Source organism: Sulfitobacter sp. M13, assembly GCF_053474885.1.
On record NZ_CM130281.1, the window covers coordinates 2,463,004 to 2,477,334 of the forward strand.

Below are 14,331 nucleotides of genomic sequence, written 5' to 3' on the forward strand. Positions count from 1 at the left end.
CTAGCGCCAACTTTGAACTCATCCGGTAAGACACGATATGAATAGACGACAGTTTCTCGCGAGCGTTTCAGCCACAGCGATCTTCCCCCTGCCGGGATTGGCAGCTGGGGCTCCTTTCACGCTTAGGGCCGAACCCGTCACGCGGCAGATCCTGCCGGAAGGCGAAGGCAGAACCGCAATGCTGGGCTTCAACGGGTCGATGCCTGGGCCAGAGATCAGGGTGAAACGCGGCGAACGCATGACGGTGGAGGTCGAGAACGGTCTGGACGAAGGCACCGCTGTCCATTGGCATGGCATTCGGCTTGAAAACCGGATGGACGGGGTACCGATGATGACACAGGATCTGATCAACCCCGGCGACAACAAGACCTATAGCTTTGTGCCACCGGACGCGGGGACCTATTGGTATCATTCGCACTACATCTCGCAAGAGCAGGTCGCACGCGGCATGATGGGGCCATTGATCATCGAGGATGATCTGCCCCCAGATGTGGACCATGACATCACGGTACTTCTGTCTGATTGGATCATCGCCGAAGATGGCAGCCTCGTCGACGAATTCTCGGATATGCACAGCGTCGCCCACGCAGGCTATATGGGCAATTTCGCGCGGGGCTTCCTCTCGCAGGATGCGGTGAAAAAAGCTGACCGTGTCCGGCTCCGTATTATCAACGCGGCCACAAACCGCATCTTTCCGTTGGCGGTTACCGGCGTCACCGGATCGGTCGTTGCATTAGACGGCATGGCACTTGAAACGCCGCGCAACTTGACTGACCTCGTGCTGGCCCCCGCGCAGCGGGCGGATCTGATCGTTGATATCACCGGTCCCGTGGGCTTTGACATGCAGTCGCGGCAGGGGTCCTACCGTCTGGCTGAGTTGGCAATCTCTGGTACAAACACGGACCGATTGCCCAAACCGATTGCCCCGCTTGCAGTGCCGAACCTGCCAACGCCGGGCGACCCCAGCCAGCATCTGACGCTCACCATGATGGGCGGCGCTATGGGCGGGCGACACGGGGGGGCTAATATCTGGTCCTTCAACGATATCTCTGACCTGCACGACGACCCGTTTGGTGCGTTTGAGCGCGGCGAGACGGCGCGGATCACCTTCGCGAACGATACCGCATTCCCGCACGGCATTCACCTGCACGGCCACCATTTCTACGAGGTTGCCCCTGATGGTAGCCTCGGTGACCTGCGCGATACATCACTGGTTGCCGCAGGCGAAAGCAGGGATGTATTCTGCGTCTTCGACAATCCGGGGCGTTGGTTGATCCATTGCCACATGTTGAGCCACGCCGTCGGCGGGATGCGGACATGGGTCAAGGTCTCTGATTAGGGTCAGCTGTGCTCCGGCTTTGTGCCACCCGCCTTGGGTGGTTGCTCGTGACCAAACAACGATGCGCCGTCGTGCGCGCTGGCAGAGGTTTCAAATTCAAGGCTCGAATGGGAAATACCGAAATCAACCGCGAGCGTTCGTTTAAGCTCGCGCTTCACGGCGTCAAGTTCGGTCCAGTCTTGCCCCACCAACACGACATGACAATCAAGCGCCACCTCATGTTCTTGCATCTGCCATAGGTGCACGTGATGCACGTCACGCACCCCGTCCACTTTGGTCATCGCCTCGACGACTGCGGTGGCATCCATATCAGGTGGGCTGCCCAGCATAAGCATGCGGATCGGTCCGCCGATTTCGGTCAGCGCAAGATAGAGGATATACACAGCGATACCGATTATGATCGCAGGATCGACCCAACGCAGGTCATACAGAATAATGAGCGTACCGCCGAAAATCACTGCGACCGAGGCCAGCGCATCTGACAGGTTATGCAAGAACAGCGCCCTGATGTTCACACTGTCCTTTTGCATGGAATAGGTCAGCAGCGCTGTCAGGGTATCAATCACAAGCGCAACACAGCCCAGAATGACCACGGTCCAGCCCGCCACTTGAGGCGGGTCGATCAGGCGCATTCCGCCCTCGTATATTAGGTAAAAGCCGACCAGAATCAGCGTGGTATAGTTGATAAGGGCGGCCACGATTTCGATCCGGCCATAGCCGAATGTCATGCGCGCATCCGCCGGCCGCCGCGCAATTTTGCGGGCGACAAACGCAATGACCAAAGAGGCCATATCAGAAAAGTTGTGAAGCGCATCGGCGACAAGCGCAAGCGACCCCGATAACACCCCGCCCACAATCTGCGCGACCGTGAGCAGCGCATTCGCCCAAATCGCGACCGACACTCTGCAATCACCGCTTTGCGGGTCAATATGGGCGTGACCTTGGGACATGGGGGCTACCTTTTTTTTCGGGAGAGCAATCGCTGCGCGTTACGCGGCTTCGTAGCTCGAGAACACTTCGGTGCTGCCATCGCGGGCGATCAAAAACACGTCATACGCTTCGCGCTTGGTCTCTGGCCCCATTCCCGGCGAACCATAGGGCATCCCCGGTACGGCGAGGCCAATGGCGTCTGGACGCTCGGCCAGTAGTTTGCGGATGTCAGCGGGCGGCACATGGCCTTCAATCATATAGCCGTCGATCTTTCCGGTATGACAAGACGCCATGTTCTGCGGAATGCCGTTGTCTTGCTTGTAGCGGATCAAGAGCGTTCCTAGGCTGCGTTCAGTCGTGACAGCAAAGCCTTCTTTTTCCAGGATATCGATCCAAGCTGAGCAGCACCCGCAGTTGGGGTCTTTCATCACGTGGATCGCAGGTTTCTCTTTGGCCCATGCCGCAAAGGGTGCGGCGGCGGCAAAGCTCGCAGTACAGGCCAACAAGCTGCGTCGTGTGAGGGTCATATCGTGTCCTTCCGAGGGTTCAAAATGTGGTTATTATAGGTTGTAGTGCGGCTGGCGGGTTCGGCCAGCCCATCAGCAACGGTTGGCCGGAAGAACAGCAGACGCAGCGCGTTCAACGTCACCAGAACGGTTGCCCCAGTATCAGCCAGGATCGCGATCCAGAGGCCCGTCACGCCGAGCATCGTCGTAACAAGGAATATGCCCTTTAGTCCAAGAGCTATGGCAATGTTCTGCCGGATATTGCCCATCGTCGCGCGGGCAAGCCGGATTTGGGAGGGTACATCTGTCACCCGGTCGCGCAAAATCGCTGCATCAGCTGTCTCGAGCGCCACATCGGTGCCGGACCCCATCGCAACGCCCACATGCGCTGCGGCTAATGCAGGCGCGTCGTTGATTCCGTCGCCGATCATCATGACCTTGGCCTCAGCCGCGAGGCTTTGAATGGCCGCGACCTTATCCTCGGGCATCAGCTCTGACCTATGGTCGATGCCAAGCCCTTCTGCGATAGAAAAGGCTGTGCGGCTGTTGTCCCCTGTAAGCATGACCGATGAAATTCCCAAGGCGTTCAACTGCGCCACCGCCGCTGCCGCATCGGCGCGCGGTTCATCACGCAGGGCAATGATGCCTTGAGCAACGTCATCGCGCAGTACGATCACCACGGTTTTGCCCTGCGCCTCGAGTGTTTCGACATCGGCGCGCAAAGCCTCTGACAGCGCCCCGCGTCCTGCCGCCAAACGGGGTGAGCCCACGCAAATGGTAGCCCCTGCAATCACCGCCTCGGCCCCTTTGCCGGGCAAGGCGCGTGACTGTGTCGCAGTGGCGGGGTCGATCCCGTGCGCTTCAGCCGCGCTGCAAATGGCTTGGCCCAGCGGGTGGCTCGCGCCGCTCTCTACTCCGGCGGCAAGGGCCAAAAGACCGGTTTCGTCTCCGACGATGGTTTGCACATCGGTCACTTGCGGCTTTCCGTGGGTCAACGTTCCGGTCTTGTCAAAGGCCACATGCGTGACCCGCGCGGCCGCTTCAATCACCGCGCCGCCCTTCATCAACAACCCGTTGCGCGCCCCGGTGGACAGGGCCGAGGTGATCGACGCGGGCACCGAAATCACCAGTGCACAGGGGCAGCCGATCAGCAGCAAGGCCAGTGCACGATAAACCCATTCGTCCCACGCGCCTCCGAAGGCAAGCGGGGGCACGACGGCGACCAATACAGCCAAGCCCACCACGGCCGGCATATAGATGCGGCTGAACCGGTCAATGAACCGCTCGGTCGGCGCGCGGGCGCTTTCTGCCTCTTCGACCAGCCGCACAATTCGGGCGATGGTGTTGTCTGCCGCGGCTTTGGTGACGCGCACGCGCAGTAGGGCTTCGGTATTGATCGATCCGGCAAACACCTCCGCGTCCGGCTCTTTGAGGCGCGGCACGCTTTCGCCGGTAACGGGGCTTTCATCGACGCCCGAAGTGCCGCTGACCACCTTGCCATCACAAGGCACCCGGTCACCGGGGCGCACCTGCACGATCTGCCCGACGCTGAGCGTCTCTGCCGCCACCTCGCGTGTCTTACTGCCCACTTCAAGCCGCGCCGCTTTCGGCACCAGCTTGGTCAGCGCACGGATGCTGTTACGCGCCTTCCCGGCAGAGACACCTTCCAGCAATTCGCCCAAGGCAAAGAGAAAGACCACCAGCGCGGCCTCTTCCGGCTCTCCGATCACAAGCGCACCACTCGCGGCGATGGTCATCAGCATTTCGATGGTAAACGGCATCCCCACCCGCGCCATTGCGACCGCAGGGCGGGCCACGGGAATGAGCCCAATCAATGTGGCCAGAACGAACACCCAGTGTGAAACCTCGGCTGGCAGGATCAACCGCGAGGCCCATGCCGTAGCAAGCAAGGCACCGCTGCCAAGCACCAAACGCGCTTTCGCAGTCTGATACCAATTAGGTTCTGGCGGTGCATCAGGGGCGCTGCGTGGCTCAGGCCTCGCCCCGTCATCGTCAGGCATCGCGTCGTCAGGCAAAATGAAACCAACCTTCGGCTTTTCTGCCTTCGCCCCCTTCGCAGAGATGCAAAATCCAATGCCGCGCACCGCTTTCTCGATCCGCTCGGGCGAGGTTTCATTTTCGTCGAGCGTCAGACGCAGCTGTTCGGACATCAGCGCAACGTCGACCTCCGCAACCCCCGGCAAACGTTCCACCACGCCGCGCACCTTGGCCGCGCAGGCCCCGCAGTCCATTCCCGTAACCCGCCATTCCCGTTGTACCGCCTTGCCGTCCGCCATCTTATCTTCCAATCTGGTTCACCGTCAGAGGCAGACATACGACCTACAACAACTGTAGCTTCAAGCGTTATTTGAAACTTTCTTATCAGGCCCCGGCATTAGAGCACTGGGGACATAACGCCATTCAACGACGCCCACCTTGTGCGCAGCTGACGGGCGATTCTGACCTACAGGCTTGCGCGAAACGCCTCCAAAACCTACAACGACTGTAGGATAAAGGAGATCATACATGCTCGCCATCGGAACATTGGCAAAGCGCACCGGCACCAAGGTGCAAACGATCCGCTACTACGAACAGATTGGCCTTATGCCTGAACCCGATCGCACCGAAGGCGGGCAGCGGCGGTACGAAAATACCCAGTTGGACCGCCTCGCCTTCATCCGCCATTCCCGCCAGCTTGGCTTTTCGCTTGAAGCGATCCGAGAGCTCCTGGGCCTGTCAGACTCGCCCGATCGTTCTTGCGCTGAGGTCGATGCTATCGCCCAAAGGCAGCTCCGCGAAGTCGAGGCGCGGCTTGTGCGGCTCGAGGCGCTCCGCGTTGAATTGCAGCGAATGATCGGTGCGTGCAATGCGGATCGGGTGGCCGACTGTCGCATTCTCGAGGTGCTGCGCGATCACGAGGAATGCCTTGCTGACCACGGGGCCGCCGCATGATGCCAGCCGCCCTGCTCTATCCGCTTGCGGCCTTGGCCGAGATCGCGGGGTGTTTTGCGGTCTGGGCGTGGTGGCGTGGTGCGTCGCCGCTGTGGCTGGCTGGTGCCGGGGCTGCTATGTCTGGTGGTATTTGCGGGCTTGCTGGCGATGGTAGAGGCCGGTTTCGCTGGTCGGGCGTTTGCGGCCTATGGCGGCATCTATATCGCGGCATCGCTTGTGTGGATGTGGGTTGTGGAGGAGCAGCGGCCGGATCTTTGGGACGTTGCTGGCGCGGGCTTGTGCGTTCTTGGTGCAGGATTAATCCTTTTGGCACCCCGCGCGGGATAGACCACATAGGCACGCCGCTCTGACGACGGGACGGATAAGTCACCGCCGTCAGAGTGGCCCGCCCGCTTCTTACATGAGAAGTTGGGCTTCAAACCTTTTGGCAACCGTCCGCGCTGATTGGAATTTTTGCACCCCTTCGACAGAGTGCAGTTCGGGGAATAGGGTAAAGATCTCATTTCTCTGGGCGTCGTACAGCCCTTCTAATGAATATTCTCCGGGCTGGAAGCTTTCAGTCCACGCGCCATTGGCCAGGATCACTTGGTGTTGTTCGCACATGATGTGAATGTAATTCACGCCAGTATACGCCTCGACCGTCGTAATGCCGGCTTTTCCAGTCATATGTTTCGCAGCGATTAGAACTTCGGTTTCCGACATGATCATCTGTACGGAACTGCCGGTCATGAGCATTCTGTGGTTCGGCGACACCAGCATATCGACTTCTGGGATGTTGGGCGCGATTGAACCGGCCTGAATCAGAACAGGGCGCAGCTCGGGGTGGCCTTGCAGGTGCTGCGCAGAAAGGGCTTTCGATCCTACCCAACAAACGGGTTGCAAGCCGCTGTCACGGGTAATCAGGCGATCACCTTCGCGAATGTCTTCTACGCGCACCTGACCACGGTCCGTTGCGATCAACGTGCCGGGGGTAAAGCAGATGACTTTAGGGGGCGGGCTGGCATCCTCAACGGAAGCAATTTTACCGATGTCGTCAAATACTACGCGCGTGCCATCATCCAAGAGAACAACGCCGCCATCCTGAAGATCATCGTCGATGTCGTCATGCTTGTTTACGATCTGGCGCATTTGACCGGGCGTCAAAGTGAAGGTCTCTCCGCTTTGGAGCGTGACCGTCACGGGACCCTCGACATAAAGGATGTCGTTTATGTCTTGTCCGCTCGCAGACCCGTACGGAGGGTTCTTGCTTCCGCCGCTGCCACCTGTACCACCGCTTAAATACTTGCTCCCAGGAGCACCACCATAGACGGTGTCGGTACCACCGCCCTGCCGACCGACGTAAAAGGAGTCGCCCCCGCCACCGGAGCCGGAGCCGGAGCCATAACCGGAACCAGAGCCGCCTTTCCCGCCAAACATGAGGTCCTCTCCCGCGCCGCCGTACAGGCTGTCGTTGCCAGAGCCGCCGAAGATAACATCGTCACCGTCATCGCCGCAAATAATGTCGTCGCCGGATCCACCGCTAATGGTGTCATCGCCATCGTTTCCGCGGATGACATCATCGCCCGATCCGCCGTAGATCAGGTCATCGCCTTTACCGCCGGAAATGCTGTCGTCACCCTTTTGACCGTAGAGGGTGTCGTTCCCGTTACCCCCCAGAACAACGTCATCTCCGGAACCGGCCTTGATGTAATCGTCACCATCACCGCCTGCTAGACGGTCATCACCCTTGCTGCCGTAAATGGTATCATCGCCCGCTTCGCCATAGAGCTTATCCCCAGCACTGCTGCCAGATCCGCTGCCGGAGCCGCTGCCGGAACCTCCGCTTATCTTATCGTTGCCGGCGCCGCCGTAAACAGTGTCTTGCCCCTTGCCGCCGTCGATGGTGTCATCGCCATCACCGCCGTAAATAACGTCATTGCCATCATCACCATCGATATCGTCATTTCCCGCCATACCGAAGACGGTATCATCACCGTCTTTGGCGTTGATGGTGTCACCATTAGAAGTGCCGTTGATGACGTTGTCTTGATCATTACCTCGGATATCGGTCATTTGATAAGCATCCTTTGAACCTAAAAATACTAGGTGTGACTTTGCAGCATGACTGCGAATTTGAAAAACTGGGGTGTAGAGAACTAAACTAATCTATAGCGTGCAGGAAAAAGCGCGCAAGAGCCATGAAATCAGCGGACCAAGCCAAACGATGCGCAAAAAGGACTTTTATCTCTAATACGTTGATTTTAAACTGGAATAATGCACCATCATAGAATTGTGATACTTTTAAGGCAAAAGAAGAAACGTTTCTATTTCATACACAATAGCAATGAAACACCCCCGCTGTAATCAAAAAGAGGTAGATGCCGGCAGGTTATCCTTTTCGTTCCTAGCTTGATTCATTACACAGCGCCACCCGTACAGGTTGAATATCACGTGAATACGCCAGACCATCCAAACAAAAACCCCAAACCAAAGCGCCCGTCGGCAGATCATGCCGCACAGGCAGCAGAAGCTTTTTTTGGCAAACCCATAGAAAAAATAACCGCCCCCGGAGGGCGGGAACGGGCGAGCGTCCGGATACATTTTCACGACCAACAGATCATCATCGCGTCATGGCGCGCTGACCCAAAACGCCGGCTTAGAGAAATTCGTATTCTAGAATATCTTTCACAGGCCGAGGCGGACGTTCCAGCTTTGCTCGGTGTACACGACGGCTGGACATTTCAAAGCGATGTGGGCAGCAGACGTCTGACAAGTGCATTGTTGCGACGGTCGGGCGCTGACAGAGATGACCTTGCTGTTGCGGCAATCGAAAGTCTGATGCGTATAAAGCGGACTATTCAAAAGGACTTCTTGCGCGAGACCCCCTCGATTGCGACCAATCCTGCGTGGGCGATGCGCTTTGCATCCGGACCGCGGCGTCTTGGCCAAGCCCTAGATGCCCCTGCCCCCGAAATTGATGAAAACGCGCTCGCACATAGCATTCTTGGCTTGCCCGTAGAATTTGTGAAATGGGACGCCCGACCAGGAAACGCAGCCGTTTCAGATGACGGTAGGATCATATGGTTCGACTGGGAGGATTACGGCCGCAGAATTGGGATGGAGGATGCTGTCTTCCTTGTCGCCGACGAATTCTGGCCGTTTACAGCGGATAAATCGGTCGAACTTCTGGAGCAAACCGGCGTTTTGAAACAGAAAAATAGATCCGTTTTCTTCAGGTTCGCAGCGCTTCAGGCCATACATCGATGTCTCCTCATCGTAGACCAGCAACAAAAGTTCGGTTGGTACGATGCAGATCGCGCCAGACGGTATGATCGCATCGGCGTGACCAAAGAGCTCCTCGCGAACTGTATTAAAAATGCAGAATTTTTCGCAGCTCAGGATCAAAGCACCAAATCTTTGGCGCCCTGGCTTACAAGGCTGAGCACTTCATCGAAGGTGCTGTGAGTTCGAGGTGCCGATGACGCGTAGGGATTATGCGCATCGGTGCGCTCGGACTTGTGGCCGCGTCATGGCTTCGCACCGGCCCTTACGCAGCTTGGCAGCGTCTAACCATCTACCTGCGGCCAAAGCTCAATGCGTTCAGTGCCCGGGCGCAGCATGACAGCCCCCATCACCAACTGCCGCATATATCGCCTAAAACGATGACGGGTTCCGCCCTGCAACGGCCGCGCCACGCTAGAAATTGCGCTGCTCACCGGAATAGGAGGCGTGAGCCCATACCGTGACGCCATATCGATTTGGATGGCTTGTGCGGGGGCGGACTGCCAGCGCTTGAGCTGGGGGGTCTCTACGATCACGGCGTCTGCGAGCGCCGGCACTTTCGCCGACCGCTCAAGAAACTTACGCGCCCCTTCGGGCCAAAGGACATAAGCGGCGGCCCCGCTTCGGTCGAGCCACAGCCGCCGCAGGTCTGGCATCTGCGGGTGCGCGGCCCCCAACAGCTTTTTACGGCCGCGTGTTTCAAGGCTCAAGTGTTCTATGCCCGTAATCTGGCTGGCTTGGGCAAGAAACGGGGCAACAGAAGGCATAAGCCACGCGTCATCCTCCAGGATGAGGACCGGCTCGCCCGCTGCGACAACCCGCTGCCACGCAGACCGATGCGACAAAAGGCACGCTTTTTCGACATCTCGTAAAGGTCTTTGCCAGCGGCTCCAATCCAGATCATTCGCAAGGCTTGGCAGCTGCGCCACGCCTATCGCGGGCACCACATCAAGCCCTAAACCCAGCCGTTCAGCCTGGGCGCGCTGAAATGCCAACCGTTGCGTTTCACGGGCAAGATTGATGACAAGCGCGCGCATCAAGCTAACCGCTGAAGTCGCCAGAGAAGACTTTTAGATAGGCGTCCACAATGGCGGATTTGCTAAAATACTGGTCCAGACGCTCACGGGCGCCAGCAACAAAAGTCGCAGCGAGCGTTTTATCATCGCGGATGCGCGCCAAACCTGCCGCAATCGCGTCGTGATCATCGATTTCGGTTACGATACCGTCAATGCCATCCCGCATATACCAATCCGGCCCTTCGGACCGGGTGGCAACGGTTGGCACGCCGACTTTCCAGGCCTCCAAAAGAGTGTTGCCAAGCGGTTCATGGCGCGAGGGCATAACGAAAGCATCGGCGGCAGCCACGAGGTGAAATGGCTCGGATACCCAGCCGGTAAAATGAACCCTCTCTGCCATGCCAAGCTCGCGCGCTAACGCCTCAAGGTTGCCGCGTTCCCGACCGTCGCCCAGCAACCATAGATGAGCCCCAGGCAGCTTGGCCACAGCCCGTAACAGCACATCAAACCCCTTGCGCGGCACAAAGCGTCCGCTTGCAGCCACGACAAAAGCGTCCTCGGGCGTGTTCAGGCTGGCGCGGTCAATCGCGACCGGCGTAATGTCCCGTGCAAAGTTTGAGATTGTCAGCACAGGCTTGGTCCAGCCAAGATCCCGACACCGGGTTGCAATGCCGGGCAGATTACCGACAAGCAGGTCGCATTTGCCAAAATGCTTGAGGTTTTGCGGAAAGTCACCCATCCGGGCGAGCTTTACCGTATCAGGCCAGCTGTGCAAAAGCCGGCCCGCCCGTGGCATCCATGCCATTACCGCGTCTGGCTTCCAACTTTTCACCCAACGGTCAGCTTGATAATGCGCGACAAGCGACATCGGCGAGATGCGGCTGAAATTATTGCGTATCACCGGACCAAGCGGGGATATCTCCGGCTCCCAACTGCGGTTAGGCCGGATAATAAAACGCTGTTCGACGCCGCGCTCGGCAAAGGCATGGGCAAGGTTCACAAAGAACCGTTCGGCGCCACCTTCTTTACCAAAGTGAATGTGGAGAACCCGTGGCTCCCTGGTCTTGGCCGCGGTCACGTGCGCCATCCTTCGCGCCGTCTATGCCGCGCCAAAGCAAGGCGATACCTCAGCGCGTAACGTGCGCGGTGCAGAAATTGAACGAAACCGCCGCGCCGCGCTGTGCGCCGCGCCCGACCGACTGTTCCGGTAACGGTCTGCTGATCCCCAAGAACCACAGGCGGCGGCAAAACCAAAGCAACCCGCAGCCCGGTTTCCCAGACAAATTTTTGGTCTTCATCTACGGGACGGAAAAACGGCAAGGCTTGGGCAACCAAACGCGCAGCCGCGCTTTTGGTGAGCGCATAACCTATCAGACAGGTTGGCACACGGTAGGGCGTGCCGATCAAGACATCATCAAGCAATGACCGTGGGCCACAAAGCTCCACATCTTTATCCAGCGTGAACAGTTTGGTCATATCCCAGTCGCCAGCTGTGTCGGCGCTCAGCGCCCTTAAAACGGGCCCGAGCTGCGATGTTGCGTCGAAATCATCTTCAAAGATAAATCCGCCTGCGGCGTCACCGTCTGCAATGCGCTGCCACGCCGCTATATGCGACAGGTAACACCCGATTTCAGCCGGCACCAACGGATGACGGCCCTCTTTGGCATTGCGCATGGCGTCGTAGGTTCGGGCAATCTCGGCCTCGGTCAAGGCCCAGCCGTTCACGCCTTCGACCCGCTCGAAGGCAATGCCCTGTGCGGTCATAATTTTAGTGACCGCGTCAAGACGGGCGGTGTTGTCAGCAAGGTTAATCACATAGGAAGGCCACATTTTATGCGTTCCCGCATGACTGGAGGTTTTCGTGAACGCGTGCCGCATCAGTACATGCGCGGGCGCGACTATCCACAACCATCGCCTGACCTGCGGCCTTAGTCATATCAATCATTACTGTGCTCCAATCATCATCCATACCGTCGACGCGACGCAAATATTATCGACGCTGTGCCCACAAATAATTTTGATCGTGCAGCAGCGGCTTTGCCGTCAAGATATCAAGCAACATTGCTATATGTAACCACATCGATGGCAAGGGTCCATACGTGTCCGATTGAGGGTGCAGCGGTGAGAGTTACGACCTGTCAGGCCGGTTTAATCATAGCGTATTGCGAGGGGTTACCTTGGGCTGAACAGACCGCGCAGCAGAGGGCGCAATACCCGGCCCGCTCTCCTACCAACCCTGCATCGCGCATTTCACAGCTAACAGTTATCCTGCCGGCAAGTTTTTTTCTCACAACGATGTACCTTCCGACGGTCGGCCCAAGCCACATAGTTGAACCTCCGGCAGCACAGATGCAGAGACCGTGTTTAGGAACGCGAAGGTGTTCCATTGGATATCGAAACAGTTTACGAAGTCAGCTGTTTGGTGCCTAAGTTTTCATTGTGCAGTAGCTATTCTTGAAAAATGTTATATTGGGTGCTTTTTTGGAAAGAGACACGATATGACAGCTCCGTGGCAGGAATACCTAAACCATGTCAGCGGCCCTCTATCTTTCGATAAACGCATTCTCTGCCTGTTTTTAATCCATAACGAGGCACATCTGCTCCCCGATCTCTTCGCGCACTATCGCGCCATGGGGGACATGCAGTTCGTCGTAGTGGACGACCGTTCAACCGATGAAACCCCCGATATCTTTGCGCGCGAACCCGATGTCACCGTCTTTGCGCCCCAAGAGGGTTCCACCTATGCAAAGGATAAACGCGCCTGGCGCGGGACCCTTCTAGATGGGCTCTCAGAGGGAAGATGGTGCCTGAGCATTGATGTGGATGAACGACTGGTCTGGCGCGGCTACCCGCAGCGCTCTCTTGCGACGCTCATCGACGACATGGATCGCAAAGGCGCGCAGGCCTTAATCGCCAGCATGCTCGACATGTATGCTGACCGCCCGATCGCCGAACATATGGCGGGCCCCCGCCCGCTTGGGGAATCCTTTGACCACTATGACGACCCACGGAAAGATCCCTTTGCATACAGCTCGGCCCTGATGCCGCGACGTTTCCGCGAAAAATTCCCCCTGCCCAATACGATGCTGATGGGCGGCATGCGCGAGCGCCTTTTTGGGAGTTACACCGCCGGCCCGCTGGCGCGCTGGCTTCAACGCGATGCGCTGAAGCAACCGCGCCACCTGCCCCCGATCTGCCTTCCTCTTGCAGCGCTCGCCAAGAAACTTTCTACCCCGCACGGCGCAACGCCGCCCATGAACCAAACCAAAGTACCATTGGTGAAGTGGCGCACCGGCCTGTGCTACAATGGTGGCGCGCATCACCTTTCGCTCCCCCTCCGGCCTGCGTCAGAATACGGCATCCTTCTACATTACCCGATTACCCGCGGGGTCGAGGGGATCAATTATACCGCCACCCGTGGCCAACACGCCCATGGCTCTGCCCATTACCACACGATGGGGACCTCGGCATCGCTGAGCGCATTGAACCCTGTTTACAGCGGCACGTCCCGTCTTACTGACTTCTCGGCCCTTGCCCCCTTTTTCGGAGATCCAAACCAGTAAAATCTCGGGTCCGCAGCTTTAAAGATTGGGGACAGTCTGGCTAGTGCGTTGATAAAATTCCAACCAAAATGTCGACAAAGCTAGGGGTGCCTTACGGCTACAGGCACCGACCTAGATTTCAGTACCTTTTTTTATTCCCAGTGGGTTGTCACACAGGCTTCTCATTCTATTTTTGCCTAATCGGTGCCGCCAGAGCGACGTACAGACTTGGGACAGGGAAGGTAAGACCACTATGAGCAACCTCCGTTCGGAGCGTCGGCAGGAACATCTGTCCGATGTAGATTGGCCTTCCGTATTTAATCGACTTCACGAGGGGCTGGTGATTGCTGAAGTCGTTCACGAAAGCGACAATGAGGTCAATTGGCGGTACCTCCATGTGAACGAAGCGTGGTCGCAGCTTACAGGGCTGAGTTCGCAGGGCATTGCGGGAAAGCTCGTCACAGAGGTTATTCCCGGTGTAGAAAAACATTGGCTTGAAGGGTTCGCTCGGGTCGCGATCGATCAGCAGCCTCAAACTTTTGTTGGCCCTGTTTCAGAGCTCGGGCGCACCTACGATATTCGCGCATTCCCCGTCAGCGAAAATCGCTTCGGTTTGTTGTTTTTTGACGTCACCGAACGCGAACAGAACGAGCTGCGTTTGAAAGAACGTGCGGTTGAGCTGGAAAATAGGATCAAGGCTGAGCTAGGCGCTAGAGCCAAGACGTGGGACGTTTCCCCGGACGTCCCACGTCTCAAATCACCTTGGGATCTTCGAGCAGTGTAAC

The 14,331-nt window shown here is 57.7% G+C and carries 12 protein-coding genes and 1 pseudogene; 6 read left to right on the top strand and 7 right to left on the bottom strand.

The genetic code is table 11. The annotated features are described in order from the left end of the window. The first annotated feature begins 37 nt into the window (after window positions 1–37). Entirely contained in the window at window positions 38–1,339 is a 1,302-nt protein-coding gene (locus tag ACVBAU_RS11880; RefSeq protein ID WP_448326538.1) for a multicopper oxidase family protein, read from the top strand. Window positions 1,340–1,341: 2 nt separating this feature from the next. Here ACVBAU_RS11880 and ACVBAU_RS11885 read toward each other — a convergent pair whose 3' ends face one another. The 3 genes from ACVBAU_RS11885 to ACVBAU_RS11895 are packed head-to-tail and all read right to left on the bottom strand — an operon-like array spanning window position 1,342 to window position 5,072. Then, window positions 1,342–2,289 carry a cation diffusion facilitator family transporter gene (locus ACVBAU_RS11885; protein ID WP_448326540.1) on the bottom strand — a complete coding sequence of 316 codons (948 nt, stop codon included), beginning with the start codon at window positions 2,287–2,289 and terminating at the stop codon, window positions 1,342–1,344. Window positions 2,290–2,328: 39 nt separating this feature from the next. Further along, window positions 2,329–2,796 (bottom strand): DUF411 domain-containing protein, encoded by a 468-nt coding sequence (locus ACVBAU_RS11890; protein WP_448326542.1) that lies wholly within the window; start codon window positions 2,794–2,796, stop codon window positions 2,329–2,331. Then, on the bottom strand, window positions 2,793–5,072 hold the full coding sequence (locus ACVBAU_RS11895; protein WP_448328979.1) for a heavy metal translocating P-type ATPase: 2,280 nt from the start codon (window positions 5,070–5,072) through the stop codon (window positions 2,793–2,795). The genes ACVBAU_RS11890 and ACVBAU_RS11895 overlap by 4 nt, the downstream gene beginning before the upstream one ends. Window positions 5,073–5,301: 229 nt before the next feature. Here ACVBAU_RS11895 and ACVBAU_RS11900 point away from each other — a divergent pair, with 229 nt between their 5' ends. Both ACVBAU_RS11900 and ACVBAU_RS11905 read left to right on the top strand, forming a co-directional pair. Beyond that, a complete protein-coding gene (locus ACVBAU_RS11900; protein ID WP_448326544.1) occupies window positions 5,302–5,727 on the top strand; it encodes a MerR family transcriptional regulator in 426 nt (141 codons plus the stop codon). After that, window positions 5,727–6,054: pseudogene (locus tag ACVBAU_RS11905) on the top strand (YnfA family protein). The gene ACVBAU_RS11900 and the pseudogene ACVBAU_RS11905 overlap by 1 nt, the downstream one beginning before the upstream one ends. A gap of 69 nt (window positions 6,055–6,123) precedes the next feature. Here ACVBAU_RS11905 and ACVBAU_RS11910 read toward each other — a convergent pair. Then, on the bottom strand, window positions 6,124–7,779 hold the full coding sequence (locus ACVBAU_RS11910; RefSeq protein WP_448326545.1) for a Hint domain-containing protein: 1,656 nt from the start codon (window positions 7,777–7,779) through the stop codon (window positions 6,124–6,126). A gap of 378 nt (window positions 7,780–8,157) precedes the next feature. Here ACVBAU_RS11910 and ACVBAU_RS11915 point away from each other — a divergent pair, with 378 nt between their 5' ends. Continuing rightward, window positions 8,158–9,171: a hypothetical protein gene (locus ACVBAU_RS11915; RefSeq protein ID WP_448326546.1), complete on the top strand. Its 1,014-nt coding sequence runs from the start codon at window positions 8,158–8,160 to the stop codon at window positions 9,169–9,171. A 101-nt stretch (window positions 9,172–9,272) separates the two neighbouring features. On the opposite strand, the gene ACVBAU_RS11920 is transcribed toward ACVBAU_RS11915, so the two are convergent. The 3 genes from ACVBAU_RS11920 to ACVBAU_RS11930 are packed head-to-tail and all read right to left on the bottom strand — an operon-like array spanning window position 9,273 to window position 11,834. Next, window positions 9,273–10,025 carry a glycosyltransferase family 25 protein gene (locus tag ACVBAU_RS11920; RefSeq protein WP_448326548.1) on the bottom strand — a complete coding sequence of 251 codons (753 nt, stop codon included), beginning with the start codon at window positions 10,023–10,025 and terminating at the stop codon, window positions 9,273–9,275. A 4-nt stretch (window positions 10,026–10,029) separates the two neighbouring features. Next, window positions 10,030–11,082 carry a glycosyltransferase gene (locus ACVBAU_RS11925; protein WP_448326550.1) on the bottom strand — a complete coding sequence of 351 codons (1,053 nt, stop codon included), beginning with the start codon at window positions 11,080–11,082 and terminating at the stop codon, window positions 10,030–10,032. Continuing rightward, entirely contained in the window at window positions 11,079–11,834 is a 756-nt protein-coding gene (locus ACVBAU_RS11930; RefSeq protein ID WP_335744156.1) for a glycosyltransferase family 25 protein, read from the bottom strand. Before ACVBAU_RS11930 ends, ACVBAU_RS11925 begins: the two co-directional genes overlap by 4 nt. A 668-nt stretch (window positions 11,835–12,502) precedes the next feature. Here ACVBAU_RS11930 and ACVBAU_RS11935 point away from each other — a divergent pair. Beyond that, window positions 12,503–13,567, top strand: a complete 1,065-nt coding sequence (locus tag ACVBAU_RS11935) for a glycosyltransferase family 2 protein (protein WP_448326552.1) — start codon at window positions 12,503–12,505, stop codon at window positions 13,565–13,567. Window positions 13,568–13,799: 232 nt separating this feature from the next. Further along, window positions 13,800–14,330 (top strand): hypothetical protein, encoded by a 531-nt coding sequence (locus ACVBAU_RS11940; protein ID WP_448326554.1) that lies wholly within the window; start codon window positions 13,800–13,802, stop codon window positions 14,328–14,330. Window position 14,331: the final 1 nt, after the last annotated feature.

What these genes read in the sequence shown, in the direction of transcription:
- ACVBAU_RS11920 (WP_448326548.1), bottom strand. Translation starts at nt 10,025, where the DNA reads ATGCGCGCGCTTGTCATCAATCTTGCCCGTGAAACGCAACGGTTGGCA.
- ACVBAU_RS11885 (WP_448326540.1), bottom strand. Translation starts at nt 2,289, where the DNA reads ATGTCCCAAGGTCACGCCCATATTGACCCGCAAAGCGGTGATTGCAGA.
- ACVBAU_RS11935 (WP_448326552.1), top strand. Translation starts at nt 12,503, where the DNA reads ATGACAGCTCCGTGGCAGGAATACCTAAACCATGTCAGCGGCCCTCTA.
- ACVBAU_RS11895 (WP_448328979.1), bottom strand. Translation starts at nt 5,072, where the DNA reads ATGGCGGACGGCAAGGCGGTACAACGGGAATGGCGGGTTACGGGAATG.
- ACVBAU_RS11930 (WP_335744156.1), bottom strand. Translation starts at nt 11,834, where the DNA reads ATGTGGCCTTCCTATGTGATTAACCTTGCTGACAACACCGCCCGTCTT.
- ACVBAU_RS11880 (WP_448326538.1), top strand. Translation starts at nt 38, where the DNA reads ATGAATAGACGACAGTTTCTCGCGAGCGTTTCAGCCACAGCGATCTTC.
- ACVBAU_RS11890 (WP_448326542.1), bottom strand. Translation starts at nt 2,796, where the DNA reads ATGACCCTCACACGACGCAGCTTGTTGGCCTGTACTGCGAGCTTTGCC.
- ACVBAU_RS11910 (WP_448326545.1), bottom strand. Translation starts at nt 7,779, where the DNA reads ATGACCGATATCCGAGGTAATGATCAAGACAACGTCATCAACGGCACT.
- ACVBAU_RS11900 (WP_448326544.1), top strand. Translation starts at nt 5,302, where the DNA reads ATGCTCGCCATCGGAACATTGGCAAAGCGCACCGGCACCAAGGTGCAA.
- ACVBAU_RS11940 (WP_448326554.1), top strand. Translation starts at nt 13,800, where the DNA reads ATGAGCAACCTCCGTTCGGAGCGTCGGCAGGAACATCTGTCCGATGTA.